At 35.7% G+C, this 18629-nt stretch carries 20 protein-coding genes; 17 read left to right on the forward strand and 3 right to left on the reverse strand.

Annotated features, from left to right (window positions below; genetic code table 11):
* Window positions 1–58: 58 nt before the first annotated feature.
* The gene (locus tag AC4BC3_RS04720) at window positions 59–949 is read right to left on the reverse strand and encodes a YitT family protein (RefSeq protein ID WP_206910040.1); all 891 of its coding nucleotides are present in this window, start codon (window positions 947–949) and stop codon (window positions 59–61) included.
* A gap of 149 nt (window positions 950–1098) precedes the next feature.
* Between AC4BC3_RS04720 and AC4BC3_RS04725 the strand changes: the two genes are divergently transcribed.
* The 8 genes from AC4BC3_RS04725 to AC4BC3_RS04760 all read left to right on the forward strand — a co-directional run bounded on the left by AC4BC3_RS04725 (window position 1099) and on the right by AC4BC3_RS04760 (window position 9668).
* Window positions 1099–1446: a nucleotide pyrophosphohydrolase gene (locus tag AC4BC3_RS04725; protein WP_490467098.1), complete on the forward strand. Its 348-nt coding sequence runs from the start codon at window positions 1099–1101 to the stop codon at window positions 1444–1446.
* Window positions 1447–1483: 37 nt separating this feature from the next.
* The gene (locus AC4BC3_RS04730) at window positions 1484–2692 is read left to right on the forward strand and encodes a CCA tRNA nucleotidyltransferase (protein ID WP_490467099.1); all 1209 of its coding nucleotides are present in this window, start codon (window positions 1484–1486) and stop codon (window positions 2690–2692) included.
* Between the two features lie 328 nt (window positions 2693–3020).
* Complete coding sequence (locus AC4BC3_RS04735) at window positions 3021–3476, forward strand: hypothetical protein (RefSeq protein WP_206910043.1); 456 nt, start codon at window positions 3021–3023, stop codon at window positions 3474–3476.
* A gap of 304 nt (window positions 3477–3780) precedes the next feature.
* Window positions 3781–4056, forward strand: a complete 276-nt coding sequence (locus AC4BC3_RS04740) for a hypothetical protein (protein ID WP_067484952.1) — start codon at window positions 3781–3783, stop codon at window positions 4054–4056.
* Window positions 4057–4068: 12 nt separating this feature from the next.
* Window positions 4069–6171 (forward strand): cation:proton antiporter, encoded by a 2103-nt coding sequence (locus AC4BC3_RS04745; RefSeq protein ID WP_490467100.1) that lies wholly within the window; start codon window positions 4069–4071, stop codon window positions 6169–6171.
* 142 nt (window positions 6172–6313) lie between these two features.
* The gene (locus tag AC4BC3_RS04750; protein ID WP_490467101.1) at window positions 6314–8200 is read left to right on the forward strand and encodes an ABC-F family ATP-binding cassette domain-containing protein; all 1887 of its coding nucleotides are present in this window, start codon (window positions 6314–6316) and stop codon (window positions 8198–8200) included.
* 11 nt (window positions 8201–8211) lie between these two features.
* Window positions 8212–9159 carry a thymidylate synthase gene (locus AC4BC3_RS04755; protein ID WP_490467102.1) on the forward strand — a complete coding sequence of 316 codons (948 nt, stop codon included), beginning with the start codon at window positions 8212–8214 and terminating at the stop codon, window positions 9157–9159.
* 14 nt (window positions 9160–9173) lie between these two features.
* Window positions 9174–9668: a dihydrofolate reductase gene (locus AC4BC3_RS04760; protein ID WP_206910052.1), complete on the forward strand. Its 495-nt coding sequence runs from the start codon at window positions 9174–9176 to the stop codon at window positions 9666–9668.
* A 94-nt stretch (window positions 9669–9762) separates the two neighbouring features.
* Here the strand turns inward: AC4BC3_RS04760 and trhA are convergent, their stop codons facing one another.
* Window positions 9763–10416, reverse strand: coding sequence for a PAQR family membrane homeostasis protein TrhA (trhA, locus tag AC4BC3_RS04765; protein WP_490467103.1), 654 nt, complete (start codon window positions 10414–10416; stop codon window positions 9763–9765).
* A 129-nt stretch (window positions 10417–10545) separates the two neighbouring features.
* Here trhA and AC4BC3_RS04770 point away from each other — a divergent pair, with 129 nt between their 5' ends.
* The 9 genes from AC4BC3_RS04770 to AC4BC3_RS04810 all read left to right on the forward strand — a co-directional run bounded on the left by AC4BC3_RS04770 (window position 10546) and on the right by AC4BC3_RS04810 (window position 17725).
* On the forward strand, window positions 10546–11388 hold the full coding sequence (locus AC4BC3_RS04770) for a DegV family protein (RefSeq protein ID WP_206910056.1): 843 nt from the start codon (window positions 10546–10548) through the stop codon (window positions 11386–11388).
* Window positions 11389–11558: 170 nt separating this feature from the next.
* Window positions 11559–12452 carry an SGNH/GDSL hydrolase family protein gene (locus tag AC4BC3_RS04775; RefSeq protein WP_490467104.1) on the forward strand — a complete coding sequence of 298 codons (894 nt, stop codon included), beginning with the start codon at window positions 11559–11561 and terminating at the stop codon, window positions 12450–12452.
* Between the two features lie 86 nt (window positions 12453–12538).
* Window positions 12539–13129, forward strand: coding sequence for a YpmS family protein (locus tag AC4BC3_RS04780; RefSeq protein WP_242589963.1), 591 nt, complete (start codon window positions 12539–12541; stop codon window positions 13127–13129).
* Between the two features lie 36 nt (window positions 13130–13165).
* The gene (gene msrA / locus AC4BC3_RS04785) at window positions 13166–13684 is read left to right on the forward strand and encodes a peptide-methionine (S)-S-oxide reductase MsrA (protein ID WP_490467105.1); all 519 of its coding nucleotides are present in this window, start codon (window positions 13166–13168) and stop codon (window positions 13682–13684) included.
* Window positions 13681–13908 (forward strand): YozE family protein, encoded by a 228-nt coding sequence (locus AC4BC3_RS04790; RefSeq protein ID WP_206898792.1) that lies wholly within the window; start codon window positions 13681–13683, stop codon window positions 13906–13908. The genes msrA and AC4BC3_RS04790 overlap by 4 nt, the downstream gene beginning before the upstream one ends.
* A gap of 98 nt (window positions 13909–14006) precedes the next feature.
* Window positions 14007–14561 carry a signal peptidase I gene (lepB, locus tag AC4BC3_RS04795; RefSeq protein ID WP_490467106.1) on the forward strand — a complete coding sequence of 185 codons (555 nt, stop codon included), beginning with the start codon at window positions 14007–14009 and terminating at the stop codon, window positions 14559–14561.
* 239 nt (window positions 14562–14800) lie between these two features.
* The gene (locus AC4BC3_RS04800; protein ID WP_490467107.1) at window positions 14801–15712 is read left to right on the forward strand and encodes an RICIN domain-containing protein; all 912 of its coding nucleotides are present in this window, start codon (window positions 14801–14803) and stop codon (window positions 15710–15712) included.
* A gap of 50 nt (window positions 15713–15762) precedes the next feature.
* Window positions 15763–16671, forward strand: a complete 909-nt coding sequence (locus tag AC4BC3_RS04805; RefSeq protein ID WP_490467108.1) for an RICIN domain-containing protein — start codon at window positions 15763–15765, stop codon at window positions 16669–16671.
* A gap of 139 nt (window positions 16672–16810) precedes the next feature.
* On the forward strand, window positions 16811–17725 hold the full coding sequence (locus tag AC4BC3_RS04810; protein ID WP_490467109.1) for an RICIN domain-containing protein: 915 nt from the start codon (window positions 16811–16813) through the stop codon (window positions 17723–17725).
* 147 nt (window positions 17726–17872) lie between these two features.
* On the opposite strand, the gene AC4BC3_RS04815 is transcribed toward AC4BC3_RS04810, so the two are convergent.
* Window positions 17873–18271: a VOC family protein gene (locus AC4BC3_RS04815; RefSeq protein WP_490467110.1), complete on the reverse strand. Its 399-nt coding sequence runs from the start codon at window positions 18269–18271 to the stop codon at window positions 17873–17875.
* Between the last annotated feature and the right edge of the window lie 358 nt (window positions 18272–18629).

The raw sequence follows: 18629 nt of genomic DNA on the forward strand, positions 1-18629 counted from the left end.
AGAGTTGTTTTAAGCGCACCGTTTATTTAAAAGAAAAGGGGCTGTGACAATATTGTTGTCACAGCCCTTTTTTTTGTCTGAATTTCAATCGTTTGGTTTGAGGCTTCAAATAGGTAAATCCTTCACCGGCAACTTCATGAACATTAATGACGGAGAGAAAAGCTTGTTCATCAATTTCATGGATGATTTGCTTGGCAGAGGCCAATTCGCTAGAACTAACAACTAAGTAAATGATTTTCTTTGAATAACCAGAAAATCCACCCTCACCATTTAAAAAAGTGACTCCTCGTTGTAGACCAGTCATCAATAACGGTGCAATTTCATCACTTTTATTAGAAACAACCAATAGACCTTTTGCAGAATAACCACCATCAAGAATCGAATCAACCACTCGACTGAATACGTACGAAACAATCAAGGTGTACATCATTCGTTTCAAATCAAGATAAGTTAATGAAGCCAGTAACACGATAATATCAAAAGTGAGTAATGAGCGTCCCATAGATATACCATAATTCTTTTCTAAAATACGTGCAATGATGTCACTACCGCCAGTCGTTCCTCCCATACGATAGACCAAACCGCTACCCACGCCAGCAATGAGTCCTGCTAATAAAGCAACAATCAATAAGTCATGTTCTAAATTGATCTCAATAGGGACACGTTGCCAAACCCAAAGAGCAGCTGATAAAGAAACAGTTCCTAGAATGGTATAAGCGAGTGAGCGTCTACCAAGAATTTTTCCCCCGATGAGAATCAACGGAATATTGATAAGTAAAGTTGTATAAGCGGGATCAATACCAAAGAGTGCGCGTAAAATCAAAGTAATCCCTGAAACACCACCTTCAGCTAAATGATTTGCGATATTTAGATAGACAAGTCCAAAGGCATAGATACTTGTTCCAATAATAATAAAGAAAACCTCTTTAATTGTTTTTAATAATGTCATGTGATCCCTGCTTTCGTTAAAATAGCTGAAAAAGTTAGAAAATTTTTTCAATTCAATATTAATGTAGCATGTAATTTTCATTTTCACAATTGCTCTTAGCTATGTTTTACTGTAAAGTTTTGTTAGGATAAACTTGAAAGGGGAACGCTATGAAGAACGAACGGACATTAAGAAGTATGCAGATAGAAGTGGATGAGTATATTCAACAATTCAAGGTCGGTTATTTTTCTCCTTTAGCTCAAATGGCACGCTTGACGGAAGAAGTCGGCGAGCTTGCGCGAGAAGTCAATCATTCTTATGGGGAAAAAGCGAAAAAGAAAACGGAGAAAGAAAATTCTGTTGCACAAGAGTTAGGCGATGTGCTTTTTGTTACAATGATTATGGCTAATTCACTAGATATTGATTTGACAGAAACTTTTGAGAAGAATATGGAAAAGTTTAACCGAAGAGATCATTACCGATTTGAGAGAAAAGATGGTCAAAGGGACGAAGGATAAACGTCCAATCAAAGAGAAATACTGAAGAGGTAGAAAAATGAAATTAGAACAATTACCGCTGGAGTACCAAAAGGCGATTCCAGTTTTACAAAAATTAGAACATGCCGGATATGAAGCTTATTTTGTCGGCGGGAGTGTTCGTGACATCTTATTACATCAGGAAATTCATGACGTGGATATTGCAACGAGTGCGTTCCCACAAGAAATCAAAACGCTGTTCCCTCGAACGATTGATGTCGGCATTGAACACGGAACCGTTTTAGTCTTAGAAGAAGAGGAACAATATGAGATTACAACCTTTCGAACAGAATCGACTTATCAAGATTTTCGACGTCCGGATAAAGTGGAATTTGTTCGTTCGCTTGAGGAAGATCTAAAGCGACGTGATTTTACAATCAATGCATTTGCTTTAAAAGAAGACGGAAAAATCATCGACCTTTTTGATGGCTTGGCTGATTTACATAACCATGTTTTACGAGCTGTAGGAAATCCTCACGAACGTTTTCATGAAGATGCACTACGAATGATGCGTGGGCTGCGATTTGTTAGTCAATTGGGCTTTGAATTAGAAACAGAAACAATGGAAGCAATCAAAGAAAACCACACCCTATTGGGGAAAATTTCTATTGAGCGAATCAATATTGAATTTGTCAAAATGCTTTTGGGAAAAAATCGTCGAGCAGGTTTACAAGCATTCGTTGAAACCGAATGTTACATCTATTGTCCAAGTCTAAGTGAGGAAGGTGAAGCCTTGCTACGAATGGCTGATTTGCCAGATATTCCGTTGAGAACTGAAAGTCAAGCATGGGCATTGCTACTAAATCAATTAGGTCTAGCTGGTTCAGCAGTCCGACCTTTTTTGAAAAGTTGGAAGTGCTCCAATCAAATGATTAAAGAGGTACAGGCGTTAGTCCAAGGATTGACTTTGCGACAACAGGGGCCGTTATTACCAATGTCTCTGTATCAACTAGGGGAAACAGCAGCTGTTCAAGTAGAAGAATTAATGGTTTATTTTGCGAAAACACCTGAGCTTGAGAAAGTAAAGGAGGCTTATCAAGAACTTCCAATCAAATCATTACGAGATTTAGCAATCGATGGGAAAATTTTACTAGCTACGATGGAGCGAAAACCAGGTCAATGGGTCAGTGAGGCACTGCATTCAGCAGAAGAAGCGGTCATTAATCAACTAGTGAAAAATGAGCGTGAAGCATTATTGACTTACGTGAAGGAGCAACTCAGTAATTAAAGTATAAGAGGAGGCGTGGAAAAAAATATTTTTTCCACGCCCTTTTTCTGAATAAATGTTGTTTCTCAAACAGCTCTTCTATGTAGCTAGCATCCATTCAATAGATGAAGAGCTATTCTGTATGACTACTGGCTAGAGTATTGAGCCAAAATGTTTTGAATTACAACTTCTATTCACGGTTTTCTCCAAGCTACGTCTTTGACAATAAGTTCTCTTTTCATAAAAAATATGAAAAACTATTTTTAGAACTTAAAATGTGACCACTTACATTTGTTATGCTAAACTTGTAGTGCAATGCTGATTATTATTTGGAAGAAGGAGATTTTTTATGAAAAAAGAAATGACAGCGCTAAAATTTTATTTCCGTAATGGAGAAACTTGGACGATTGATCGTCGTCATATTGGTGACTTATGGATCAAACAAATCACAACGAGCTTTGGAAGAATCAATGGAAGTGAATTTGTTGAGATTCATCCATGTGCTGGATTTAAAATCGAAATTTTTCAAGAAGGCGACTCAGTTGCAACGCATGATATCAACTTGGGTGGCTTAGAAATGGGCATGTTTAGCCGTGCGTTAAAATATGAAGATATTGAGCGGATGGAAATTTTATATCGTAATGGTACGCCTGATATGGTTTATTTCCCTTACCTAGATAAAGGAACAGAAGGTTTGGACAATCAATATCAATCAACAAAAATCAGTGAACAAACGGGAAGCTTGTACATCGTCATCAATCCTGAACAACGTGTAGAAGAAGTTTACAGCCAATTTTTCGAATAGAAAAGTAGTAAAATGTATTTGTTTTTTTCCTCGACTACGGGGCGAAAAATGGATACATTTTTTGCTGTGTCCATTTGTAAAATCGCTTAGTGCAGTGAAATGAAAGCTTCATTTTTATTTTCTGAAAGAACTTTTTAATTTTTTTGCGGAAAACTTGCTATCTTGCATCTTTTGGAATAGAATAGGGTTTTGAAAAATCATTGTAAACAGCAAACGGACAATAGTGAAACGAGAGATGAGCTCGATTAAAAGAGTTCGAAGTTTTGCTATCAAATGTGCAGTTTGTATATAGGAGATCTGAAAAATGAGAGAGAGTTTTGAAAAACAAAAAAGACTGTTGCATGATCGCTATGGGGCATTTTCAATGGAAGATCGTCGTCGGATTCTTTGCTATTTACGAAAGAAAAATATTTTAACGTATCGTCAAATGGAACGTTTAAAACATGAATTACTTCGTTTAGAATCAAAACGAGTACAGTGTGAATTAGATGGCAATGAGGTACAAGCTGAAGCTGTCGAAAGTAAGATTTTGAAGAAAAAGGAACAATTTTTAAAGGTACTTGCACAAAATAAAAAATAGAGGAGATGGGCCATGGAATTTGCTGAATTAGTAATCATCTTTGCTGTAACGATTACTGCATCAAACATAGTCAGCCGCATCTTACCGGTAATACCAGCACCATTGATTCAAATTTTTCTTGGAGTTATTTTAGGTTTAACAAAATGGGGTGAGTCCATCAACTTTGAACCAGAATTATTTCTGGTGATGATCATTGCTCCTTTGTTGTTCCGTGAAGGTGAAAAAGCAGATGTTACATCAATTCTTAAAAATTTTGATACAATTCTATTTCTAGCCTTTGGTGGGGTTATTTTGACTTTGCTTGGTGTAGGAATGACACTGTCGTTTTTACTACCAAGTTTACCTTTTGCTGCCTGTTTTGCCTTTGGCGCGGCGCTTGGGCCAACAGATGCCGTTGCGGTCAGTTCCTTGTCAGGGCGAGTGAATATTCCCAAAAAAGCCATGCATATCTTAGAAGGCGAGGGCTTACTCAATGATGCATCGGGCGTTACAGCCTTCCAATTTGCGTTAGCTGCCTTGATCACTGGTTCTTTTTCTGCGGTAAATGCAGGAGTAAGTTTAGTGATCTCAAGTTTGGGTGGGGCACTTGTAGGTTTTTTGCTGGTTTGGGTTAAACGAAAAGTCATCAGCATGATTGAAAAAGCTTCGGCTAGAGATGTGACAGGCTATTTATTAATCGAACTTTTATTACCTTTTTTGGCATATGTGTTGGCAGAAGTCTTTGGTGTTTCAGGTATTATTTCTGCGGTCGTTGCTGGTATATTACAAGCATCCAGTTTTCGAAAAATCACGATTTTTGATGCAGAGTTATCCAGTTTATCCAATAGCACTTGGACCACTGTGACATTTACGCTGAATGCGCTCGTGTTTATTTTCTTAGGAATTGAATTGACACAAGTCTTTTCGCCTGTCTGGGAGAATGGGGCCTATCCCAATTGGATGTTGATTCTTGTCATTTTGTTGATCTCAGTGATGTTGTTTGTCATTCGTTTTGTTTCAATTACGGCTTTTTATTTATTTAAGGGTGGCTTAACTAGATTTAAAGAGGAACTCAATGAAATTTTGATTTTAACTTTTGGTGGGGTTAAGGGGACAGTCAGCTTAGCAACAATTTTTATTTTGCCGCTGACAATTAATGGCATGGTCTTTCACCAGCGATCATTGCTGCTATTCTTAACTGCAGGTGTCATTTTGGTTACGTTGGTTGTTGGGATTCTTGCATTACCAATCTTGACTGAAGAACAAGAAACAAATGGAACAGATTTAAACGTATTAATGATTTTAGAAGAGGTTGTCGAAAGTTTGCGCCAAGAAGCAAAAGACTTACCGAAAAATTCAAAAGAGTATCTGGCGACAGAAGCTGTGATTGAAAATTATCAAGAACGAATTCGAGAACTGTATTTTGAAGATTTAACGGAAGATGAAAAACAAGAAGTACAAGAAATCCAAGCACTTATTTTGTCGATTGAACGTGATGGATTAGATGAAAGCTATCGTTCAGGTAAATTGACAGTCAATGGTTATCGCTTTTATTCACGGTTTTTGTCACGCTTTGAACGCTCAATTACAGGTGAAATTCTCTCCTTTATCGGTTTTTGGTTATTATTTGTTCGGCGAGTCATTCGAATTATTTTGCATCCAAAAATGTTCTGGGAACGTCGCAACAGAGAGCAACAAACCGTTGTTACAAAAAAAGATATTAGTGATGTAAGAGATGTCTACCATAAAAATACACAATTGATTATTGAAAGCTTGGACAACCTAACAGATGTGTATGGCGATGTGATGATCCAATTCTTTATTGAACAAAGGAAAGCGCAAGAAATGCGGATTATGTCGAAAAACTTTTTCTCTACAATGATGATTCAACAAGAAACTTTATTTACGAAAAAAATGCTTCGAGGCTATTATTTGGAACGAAAAGTTGTCGATGAATACGAAGTTGCTGAAACGATTACCACTTTTTCAGCAAATGATTATCGAAAAAATATCAATCTTTTAGAATCCTACACAATGAATAAACCGGCTGATACTTCACCTTTACGATTTGTGTATGGTCGAAAAAAGCGCGAGCTGCAAACCAAAAAGATGAAGCAACAAGCGTACGATAAATAATGAATTTAAGCAAGCTTGAAAGAAAGATCATGATGATTTTTCTTTCAAGCTTGCTTTTTCGTTTCTGATAATAGTTAAGTGAAAAAGTCTCATTATTCTTATGGATTTTATGATACAATAACCGAGATAAGGAGGGGACAAGTTGAAAGAATTAAAAGTAACTGACCTCAAAAAAACTTACGGAGAAAAAGATTTGTTTAATCAAATTTCTTTTTTGATTCATGAAAAAGATCGGATTGGATTGATTGGAACAAATGGTACTGGTAAGACTAGCCTCTTAAATATCTTAGCCGGCATAGATAGTGGTGATGGGGATCGCCAGACAGTTTTTTATCCAACGAATTACCGAATAGGCTATTTATCACAATCAACAGATTTTTCAGATGAGTTAACTGTTCTACAAGCAGTTTTCCAGGGTACAAGCCCTCTTATTCGAACAGTACGTTCCTATGAAGAAGCTTTGCTACGCTTGAGTGCTAATGGTGATGATCCAGCTGCACAAAAACAATATGCACAAGCGGAAGAAGCAATGAATAAAGAAGATGCTTGGACGACAGATACGAATGCAAAAATTATTTTGCAAAAGCTAGGTATCAGTGAATTAGATAAAAAGATTGGTACACTTTCTGGTGGGCAAAAGAAACGTGTGAGCTTAGCTCAAGTCTTGATTGATGAACCAGATTTATTATTGTTAGATGAACCAACAAACCATTTGGATTATGCAGCAATTGAATGGCTTGAATCTTATTTGAAGCAGTATCGTGGTGCATTACTAATGGTTACCCATGATCGTTATTTCTTAGATCGAGTGACGAATCGAATTTTTGAATTGGCGTTTGGTGAGCTTCATGAATATAAAGGAAATTATGAAGCGTATGTTCTAGAGAAAGCAGAGCGTGATCGTGTCGAAGTTGAACAGGAAGAAAAGCGCAAGCGTTTATACAAACAAGAGCTTTCTTGGATTCGCGCAGGTGTGCAAGCACGGGGCACAAAACAGCAGGCTCGAATCAATCGCTTTGAAGATTTAAAAGAAAACTTGTACCAAGTAAACCAGGAAGCAGACTTAGAGTTGAACATCGCAACACAGCGTCTTGGAAAAAAAGTTTTAGAGATCAAAGATGGGTATTATTCCATTAACAACCAAATTTTATTAGCTGATTTGCAATTGTTGATTCAAGCAAAAGAACGACTAGGAATTACTGGAAAAAATGGCGCTGGAAAGTCCACTTTACTAAATATTTTGGCTGGACGAATAACCCTAGATAGTGGTACATATTCTATTGGGGAAACGGTGCGATTAGCGTACTACACACAAGAAAACGAAGAGATGGCGCCAGATCAACGAATGATTTCTTATTTGCAAGAAGCTGCAGAAGAAGTTAAAACAGCTGACGGCGCTCAAATTGGTGTAGCCGAATTATTGGAGCGATTCTTATTCCCAAGATATATGCATGGCACACGAATTGGTAAACTTTCTGGTGGCGAAAAACGACGTTTATATTTATTAAAACTTTTGATTCAACAACCGAATGTTTTATTATTAGATGAACCAACCAATGATTTAGATATTGCTACGTTAACCATTTTGGAAGATTATTTTCGAACATTTCCAGGTGCAGTAATTACTGTGTCCCATGACCGCTATTTCTTAGATAAAGTAGTTGATAAGTTACTTGTTTTTCAAGGAAACGGCAGGCAGGAACTTTTTTACGGAGACATGTCCGACTACTTAGAAAAGCAAAAGGAAGAAGACAAAGTAGTCGTTGCTAAAGCAAAGCCAAAAGCTACACCAAAAGACGAAACAAAAAAGAAAAAGCTCTCTTATATGGAACAAAAAGAATGGGCAACTATTGAAGATGATATCGCAGAGTTAGAAAATAAACTCGATGAACTGCAAGAAGAAATGAACCATCAAGGAGATGACTTCACACGTCTTCAAGAATTACAAAAAGAAGTAAGTTTGACAGAAGAGCAACTGGAAGAAAAAATGGCTCGCTGGGAATATCTTAGTGAGTGGGCCGATAATTAGGAGGAGAATGAATGGAACAAGCTTATCTTGATTTAGGAAAAAAGTTGTTGGAAGAAGGAAATCAAAAAGGTGATCGAACAGGAACAGGTACACTTAGTACATTTGGCTATCAAATGCGTTTCGATTTACAAAAAGGTTTTCCATTGTTAACAACTAAAAGAGTCCCATTTGGTCTCATTAAAAGTGAATTACTTTGGTTTTTAAAAGGAGATACGAATATCCGCTATCTTTTAGAAAACAATAATCATATTTGGGATGAATGGGCGTTTGAACGCTATATCAAAAGCGAAGATTACACTGGTCCAGATATGACGGACTTTGGCCATCGAAGCTTAGTTGATGAGGCGTTTAACGAACTTTATCAAGAACAAAGTAAACAATTTTGCGAAAAAATCATCAATGATACAGAATTCGCAGCAAAATATGGAGATTTGGGACATATTTATGGGTATCAATGGCGTCATTGGGAAACAAAGGATGGCAGTTTTATTGATCAAATCAAAGAAGTGATCGAAGCAATCAAAACGACGCCAGATTCCAGACGTTTGATTGTTTCAGCGTGGAATCCTGAAGATGTACCAAGTATGGCGTTGCCTCCTTGCCATACTATGTTTCAGTTTTATGTTTTTGAAGGTCGCTTAAGTTGTCAGTTGTATCAACGAAGTGGTGATGTTTTCTTGGGTGTTCCATTCAACATTGCTAGTTACGCATTGCTTACTCATTTGATTGCGCATGAAACAGGGTTGGAAGTTGGTGAATTTGTTCATACGCTAGGTGATGCGCATTTGTATTCCAATCACGTAGAACAAATGAAAGAGCAATTGAGTCGTGAAATACGTGCGTTTCCAAAATTAAGTTTGAATCCAGAAAAAAAATCTGTATTCGATTTCGAAATGGAGGATATCCAATTAGAAGGATACCAACCACATCCAGCAATTAAAGCACCGATTGCTGTGTAAGAAAGGATGAGAAGATGCTAGCTGCAATTTGGGCACAAGATGAAAATGGACTGATTGGAAAAAATGAGCAACTTCCTTGGCGATTACCGAATGATTTGAAGTTTTTTAAACAAACAACCGAATCAAATATTTTAGTAATGGGCAGAAAAACATTTGAAGGAATGGGCAGTCGACCATTGCCAAACCGCCAAACAATCGTCCTTACACATGATAAAAATTATCAAGCAGATGGCGTAACCATCATGCATGAACTAGAAGAAGTCCTTGCTTTTGAAAAAAAAGCAGATGGCATTGTATTTATCGCAGGTGGTGCTGCCATTTACCAAGAATTTTTACCTTACTGTAATGTATTGTATCGCACCGTGATTCAGCACGCCTTTGATGGTGATACATACTTTCCAACTGTTGATTGGGAAGACTGGTCATTGATCAATGTCAGTACAGGTGAAGTAGATGAAGCCAATCCTTATGTACATCAATTTGAAACGTATCAACGAAACGAAAAATAAAAACGACAAGAATTTTTAATTTCGCTCGTATGTATAAAAAAGACCTTTGCACGTACTTCGCGCAAAGGTCTTTTTTTATGCGTTCTTTTTGGAATCAAGTAAAGAATAAGACAGAAAAATACATGAATCCTGCACCTAACATAACAAAAAGATGCCACACGACGTGCATGAAGCGAACGGATTTCAAACTATAGAAAAAGGCACCGATTGTATAAGAAAGTCCACCTAAAACCATTAATGAAATCCCCGTTAAACCTAATGAATGGTAAAGAGGTACTGCAGCAATCAGGCAAAGCCAACCCATCACAATGTAAATGAAGGTTGAGACTTTTGAGACCGTTTCTTTTTTGTGCAAGGTTAGTGATTTATAAACAATTCCAGCAATCGCAAAAATCCAAATCAAACCAAAAAGTGTCCATCCTAACCAACCTTTCACACTTAAAAGACAAAAAGGTGTATAGCTTCCAGCAATCAATAGGAAGATAGAGCTATGATCAAAGACTTGAAAAACGCTTTTTGCTTTGGTAAAAATCAACGAATGAAACAACGTTGAAGTTAAAAATAAAAGAATCATCATAGATCCATAAATGGCATAAGTGACAACGTGAAGAGGAGAATGAAGATGTGCGCCTTTAATGAGCAAAATGACTAAGCCAGCGATACTTAATCCAGCACCAATTCCGTGAGTGATCGCATTAAAAACCTCGTTGACAATCAAGTAACTGCGACTAAATTTTGTTTTTTCCATGAAAACGGCTCCTTTGTTTGACGTATTTAATGAAAAATCATTGTTTGTCTGTTATACTAAAAAAAGAAATTGCCTTGAATGTAAGTTTAACATGAATAAGGCAGCTGTTAAAGGAAGAGTGAGAAAACAATGACAAATGTAAAAATTGTAACAGATTCTTCTTGTACAATGGAAAAAGATGTACGAGACACTTTAAATATTCATGTCATGCCACTATCAGTAATGATTGATGGCGTTATGTATCCTGATGACGATCAGTTAGACGGAGAAACATTCATGCGGATGATGTCTACTGCTAAAGCTTTGCCAAAAACGAGCCAACCACCAATTGGTGAATTTGTTTCATTATATGATGAATTGGGCAAAGATGGCAGTGAAATTATTTCCATTCATATGACAAAAGGATTAAGTGGAACTGTAGAAGCTGCACGTCAAGCGAGCAATTTAACTAAAAGCAAAGTAACGGTTATTGACAGTGACACAACGGACCAAGGCTTGTCCTTCCAAGTCATTCAAGCAGCAAAATTAGCAAAAGAAGGTAAATCTTCAACCGAAATTTTAGCTGAAATCGAAAAAATTCGAGACAATACCAAATTATATATTGGTATCGCTACTTTAGATAACTTAGTCAAAGGTGGACGAATCAGTCGTGCGACAGGACTGCTGTCAAGTATGTTGAACATTCGTGTGGTCATGAATTTTACCCATGGAAATTTAGTTCCAGTTGCCAAAGGCCGCGGAAAGAAAACTTTTGATAAATGGTTTGATAGCTTGAAAAAAGAACTAAAAGAATTGCCGAATGTTCATCAAGTTGCTATTTCCCATGCTGATGCAAAAGAATTGGCATTGGAGTTCAAAGAAGGTCTACAAGAACTATTTCCTGAAATGCACATTCCAATTTTACAAACAAACCCAGTAATTGCTACACATACGGGTAAAGGTGCTTTTGCGATCATGTATTATGTCGATTAAAAATCAATAGCGTCAAAAAAAAGAACTAGTTAGGTGATAGTTTCCTTTTACTAGTTCTTTTTGTATGCTTTTTTGAAAAAAAGATAAGTTCTTACGATTTCTTTCGAAAAGCTACCTTTTTCAAATAACTTTTGATAAGATTAGAAACAATTGAAGACAGAGGTGAAAAAATGAAATTACTTAAGAAATATAGATTGTTTTTCATTCCAATCGTCATCGCAGTCGTTGTTTTCACAGGTTTATCATTGAGTATTCCGAAAGCAGAACCCTTAATAAAGCCACCAGTTACTACGAAGAAAACGTCGAACATGAAAAATAAACTTCATTATGTAGCAATTGGCGATTCATTGACTGAAGGAGTAGGTGACCAAACCAAGCAAGGTGGGTTTGTTCCTTTAATTGCGAATGACTTACGAGAAGATTATCAGTTGAAGACCGTTGAAACAGAGAATTATGGTGTCAATGGCGAACGAAGCGATCAAATACTTAAGCGAGTGAAGAAAAAAGAAACGATCCAATCAAACATTGAGACTGCTGACTTTATCACATTGACTGTGGGTGGAAATGATTTGATGAAGGTGATTCAAAATAATTTTTTTGGGTTAACAACACACTCTTTTAAAAAACCTTTAAAAAACTATCAAGAAAACGTGACCAAACTTTTAGCAGAGATTCGAGGCTTAAACTCAAGTGCGCCGATTTATGTTCTAGGTATTTACAATCCTTTTTATTTGAACTTTCCAGAAATTACAGATATGCAGACAATTGTAGATAATTGGAATCAAGGAACAGAGACAATTGTTAAAGAGACGGATAATTGCTATTTTATTCCAATCAATGACTTACTCTATCAGGGATTAGATCAAAAAGTTGGAGTAGCTGAAGAACAATCCAATACAACAGATAGCACAGCAGAAAGTCTGAATGATATTAAAAATAATGTTTTGTATGAAGAAGATCATTTTCATCCAAACAACTTAGGCTATCAATTGATGGCAAATGCAGTAAAAGAAAAATTAGTTGAGACTAAAGAACAATGGTTACTAAAGGAGGGTGAAAAATGACAGAACAAGAAAGTCCAAAAAATCCAGAAATAAAAGTAAAAGAACCTTTGAATGCGAAAAAAAGTCATGTGTCAAATTATTGGCAAATGGCTTTCTTGATTTTATTAGGCGTTGTGGTTGGCACAATTCTTTTTTTAGGCGCTCGAATTTTTTCAAGCCAACCCGAGTACAAAAATATGCCAGAAATTACAGCAATCGAAGGAGAACCAGTTCTAACAATCAATTCAAATAAAGAAAAAGTCAATCAGTTGATTAGTTTTTTCTTGAGCGATTTTCAAAAAGAAGGCGACATTGAGTATAAATTTTATTTAGAAAATGAAGCTATGTTAAATGGTCAATTTGAAGTCTTAGGTTTTCCTGTAAATTTCTATTTGTATTTTGAGCCTTATGTCATGGAAAATGGGAATGTTCAGTTGAAAGCAAAAAGTTTATCCATTGGCACATTGAGTTTGCCGATCAAAGATGTGATGAATATGGTCAAACGTAATTATAATTTGCCAAAATGGGTCGAGATTGACACGAAAGATTTAACAGTTATGCTTCGGCTTGATAAGTTCCGAATGCAAAATGGGATGTATATTAAAGCCGATAAAATAAATTTAGTGGACGATGATATCCGTTTTAGTTTATACTTACCCGCAAGTGAAGGAGCAACAAAAGAAAGTTCTGATCAATAAGTGAAATCAAATGAAAGAATCAAAAGGGGGGATTTGATGGAACGTGCAATTTTTGCAGGTGGTTGCTTTTGGTGCATGATTCAGCCATTTGATACTTTACCAGGTATCCATTCCATTATGTCGGGATATACTGGCGGACAGTTGGCTAACCCAACATATGAACAAGTGAAGAGCCAAACAACTGGTCATACAGAAGCAGTTGAAATTATTTATGATCCACAAGTGATTTCCTATCAAGAATTAGTCGATTTATATTGGGAACAAACAGATCCGACTGATGCGTTTGGTCAGTTTGAAGATCGAGGGAGTAGTTATCGACCTGCCATTTTTTATTCAACAAAAGATCAACAAATGATTGCAGAAAAAAGCAAACAACAGTTAGCTGAGAGTGGTCGTTTTACAGAAAAAATTGTGACGACTATTGAACCCGCACAGCCATTTTATTTGGCTGAAACAAGTCACCAAGACTACTATAAAAAGAATCCAGAAAACTTTGCACGCAATCATGCAAGAAGAGCGGCTTTTGTCGAGAAAAATTGGGGGAATCATCAGTGAATCGAAGTTTTTACCATTATTTAATGACCCTTCGTGGACCAAATCACCTAGATCCAGTGACTGAATTTGCAAACGAAGCAGGAAAAGATATTCAGTTTCCAAAGCATAGCTCAGATTATGAGGAACTTTCTGATTATTTGGAAATGAACGTAGACTATCTGGCATCCATGGACGTGTTCGATGCAGCTTGGGAACAATATTTGGAAAACAATCATGCTTCTTAAGCTTTTGTTTGTCTTTGAAAAAAGATTAATTTCATCTCTTAGTCGCAATTTGTTTGAAATTTCCCTATAATAAAAATAGAACTACAAATGAGGGATGAATGTTGACAACGAAACAGAAGTGGACGAATCGTTTTTGGCTAGCTGTGAAATATTTATTGATTTCGATTTTTCTGGCATTTATTTTACGTGGCTTTCTTTTTATTCCAGTGCCTGTTGAAGGAAATTCAATGGAAAATACATTGAGTCAAGGAAATATGACGGTAATGGAAAAGTTTAGTGAAATCAAACGATTTGATGTTGTTGTTTTTCAATTAGCAGATGGAACAATCTACATCAAGCGGGTAATCGGCCTGCCTGGTGAAACAATCAGCTATCAAAATGACACATTACAAGTGGATGGGAAAAAAATCGAAGAACCTTTTTTGAATAAAAATATTCAATCGGATCATGAAACTGCACCTTATACGACAGATTTTACATTGCAAGGATTAACTGGGGAAGAAAAATTGGCTAAAGATAATTATTTTGTCATGGGTGATAATCGAAGAATTTCAAAAGATAGTCGTTCTTTTGGTACAATTTCTCGCGAAGATATCTTGGGTAAGGCACGTATGGTGTACTATCCTTTAAGTGAAATCAAATGGATCAAATAATTGATGGCTTGAAATAGTATCAGTCAAAAAGACAATTGAGTGAGATCAATTGTCTTTTTTTTGTTTTTTTAATATAGCTAAAGTTATTTTTTGACAGCTGCTAACTGGATATGTTAACGTTTTCTTAGAGAGGTGAAAAAAATTTTTGTTGTTTTATCTTATCTTTTTTAGAGGAGGTGAAAGTTGAAAAGAGAGACGAGAAAATTTGTTAAATAATAAAACAAAAAAGGAGTAAGAAAATGAAAAAGATTATTGGAGTGTTTTTTGCTTTGTTCTTATTGCTTCCTCAAGCAATGGTAAATGCAAGTGAAATGGAACAAACAGTTATTGAAACAAGTAGTAGAGCAAACAACCAAATGGAATATGAAATTACTAGAAATATCTTGGTAGGTTCATTTACCGAGGACTGGGAAGTAGAAAGAATGAGAGTAACAGATTATGCAATTGAGTTTGATGCTAATATGTGGGATTTTGGAGAATATAGCAATCAAGTACGAGAGACACAGACTCTATCCAGCGGACCAGAAGGTAATTATAAAATCGATGGTGAACGAATTCTTCGCGAAAAGAAAAATGGTCGAAACTACTACACTTTTCGATTTAAAAGAAAACAATACATAAACGGTCCTAATACAGTTATCCATATCAAATCAGTTGTAGATACTGACTTTTTATACAACGAGCTGATTATTAAGCTAGATACAAAAATACCAGAAAACTATACTGACTTACTTGTTTCCATTCAAAGTAAAATGGATCCTTGGAAAGTAGTTGATTGGGATATAACACATAATAAAGCGATTAGTTTCAATAATAATGGTAACAACAATCAAAAATGGTATCTCAAATATAATGAAGCAAAAAATGCGTATAGTATTCATAGCTATAAACAAACTGACTATAACTTAATAGAAAATAGTAATGGAACTGTTGGTGTCCAAGCAAATGTTAGCAATAATGAAAGCGCGCTTTGGCAATTGATTTGGGAAGGTAATCACACAAACGGCCAAACTTACTTTTTGAAGAATCTAAAAAGTGGCAAAGTCATGGATATTGAAGCAAGTAAATTAGATGGTGGGAACATTATTACCTTTAACAAAACAAATACCGAAAATCAAAAGTTTATTTTGCACATTGAAGGAAGAAAGTAAACGATCAAAAGGGTTTGATCCAAAAATTTAATTAGGAAGGAAGAAAGAAAATGAAAAAGATAATTGGGTTGTTTTTAACATTATTTTTATTGTTCCCTCAGGTGGTAGTGAATGCTAGTGAAAAGGGACAAACGGCTTTGGGAAACGAAGCAAATACGGCAGAAAGTCGTGGTATGAATTACTGGGTTGACATTGACTATCATACTTCTAATTTTTTAGCGGGCTGGAAAATAGAACAACTTAGAGTGACCGATCAATACATTGAGTTTGATGCAAATGTCGGTTCGTATACTGGTGGAAATGGGCCAATAAAGACAGCAGATGCTTTATGGGCAGGGCCTGAAGGAAAGTATGAAAGTCAAGGGAAACGGATTTCTCGTGGCGTCAATTATGGTCGTCATTATTACACGATTCGATTTGAAAGAAACCAATACATAAACGGAACAGCTACGATTCGTCTAATGAATTATACGTATGGTGCTGAGAATTATATCTTTTTGAAATTAAACACAGGAGTACCGGTTCATTATGGAGGTTTATTAGTATCTATTCAAAGTAAGATTGATCCTTGGAAAGTGATTGACTGGGATTTAACACATAACAAAGCAATTAGTTACCACAACTATGGCAATAACAATCAAAAATGGTATTTAGAATACGATGAAGTGATTGATGCTTATAGTATTTATAGTTATAGAAGTAAGTACAGTTATCTAGTAGAAAATAGTAATGGTCAAGTTGTAGTAACTGATAGTGTTAACAAGAGAGAAAACTCATTTTGGAAATTGATCAGCGAAGGGACTCATGAAAATGGCAATACTTATTATTTGAAAAACTTCCAGAGTGGCAAAGTCATGGACATTGAAGAAAGTAAATTAGATGGTGGGAATATTATTACCTTTAATAAGACAGGAACAGAAAACCAAAAATTTATTTTACACATTGAGGGGAGAAAGTAATTTCTGGATAAGCTGGAAAATTGAAAAATTTGTATTTAAAAGAGAAAGCAAAAAAGGAGATACCAGTAAGGTATCTGCCTTTCTTGCTACTTGAACATTTAGTTGGTCGATAGAAAAAAACGAAAAAAAGGAGAAAAAAATGAAAAAATTGATTGGGTTGTTTTTTACTTTATTTCTATTTTTGCCTCAAGTGACGGTCAATGCAGATGTCGTCAATATAGAAGGAGAGAAAAGTGTTGAAACGATGACACATGCCATGAGTTATAGTAACGTTCGTCCATTAGTTTCAGGTCCATTTTTTGGCGGATGGGAATTGGAAGCAATGAGAGTAACTGATTATGCGATTGAATTTGATGCTAGTATGGGGATCTATGGAGGTCCTTCAGAATACTACCCTAATTACGAAAGCGCCTATTTAATGACTGGGCCGGGAAAAAGTCACAAGGTTCGAGGTACTCGAAAGCTAAGAGAAACGAAGAAGAATCGTAATTACTATACGATTCGATTTGAGAGAGATCAGTACATAAACGGAGAAACAACGGTCAAATTTTTAACACTGACAGAAGCTACTCCATATTTTAATTATTTGTCATTTGACTTACACACAGGAATACCAGAAAACTATAATGACATACTGGTTTCCATTCAGAGTAAGATTGATCCTTGGAAGGTCATTGATTGGTATGAAGAGCAAAATACGGCAATCAGCTTCAATAATAATGGCAACAGCAATCAAAAATGGTATCTCAAATACAATGAAGTAAAAAATGCGTATAGTATTCATAGCTATAAACAAACGGCCTATAGCTTAATAGAAAATAGTAATGGAACTGTCGGTGTCAAACCAAATGTGAGCGACAATGATAGCGCGCTTTGGCAATTGATTTGGGAAGGTAATCACACAAACGGCCAAACTTACTTTTTGAAGAATCTAAAAAGTGGCAAAGTCATGGATATTGAAGCAAGTAAATTAGATGGCGGAAATATTATTACCTTTAACAAAATAAATACCGAAAATCAAAAGTTTATTTTGCATATTGAGGGGAGAAAGTAAGGATTGTGTTTGAAGCAAAAGAAGGAGAGATGCAGGTGACCGTTGACTAACTTTAAAAACATGATTTGAAAGCAAAGAAAAAGAAATCACTCCAACAATGTAACGTTGGAGTGATTTCTTTTTGTTTATTTTTATCCTTTTTTAGTTTTACATTGCCATCCAAGAGGGCTCTAACATATTTCCATCTAGGTCTTGCACTTCAAGACCAAACATTTGATCTTCTGGAATCCCCATGTCCACGTGATAATAAGATCCACCATTTTCTTTTGCTGTTTCGGCAAATTTTTTGACTGCTTCTGCATTAGGTAGACTGAAAGCAATCAGTGCGCCACTGGTTGTCTGTGCATCTGCAATTTTTCGATCGTTGATAAATGTTTGATAAAATTCATGATCCAACAGCATAATCCAAAAGTGATCATCCCACACCATAGAGCTTGCTTGTTCTGTCGAAAATTCTTGATTTTGTTTAAACCCAAGTTTCGTATAAAATTCTGTTGACTTTTTCACATTTCTAACTGGAAAATTAACAAAAACCATTGTGCTCATTTTTTTCGACCCCTTTCTATTATCATAATCTACTGTTTGGAAAGCGCTGTCAAAAAATCTGCTTAACCTTTTGCCTAACCTTTAATGAAGAAAAGCAAATTTTAACAAATATTTTTTTGCAGAGTAGATAAATCTACTTTGCTTTTTTTTAACAAAAATGATTCGATCAGTGCAATCTTTTGATTAAATTATTTTGATTAATAAACGAAAATTGGTGTGATTTGAACACTTCTTCTTTAAGAATAATTATTTTATGAAGCAGAGAAAGATAGACGCAACAAAAAAAACAAATGTGACTTTCGAAAATGAAAGCTAAAATGGATGGCGAATTATGCTTGAAAAAAGAAAAATAAGTTGC

Source organism: Enterococcus sp. AAFC-DPL-6103 (assembly GCF_058216595.1).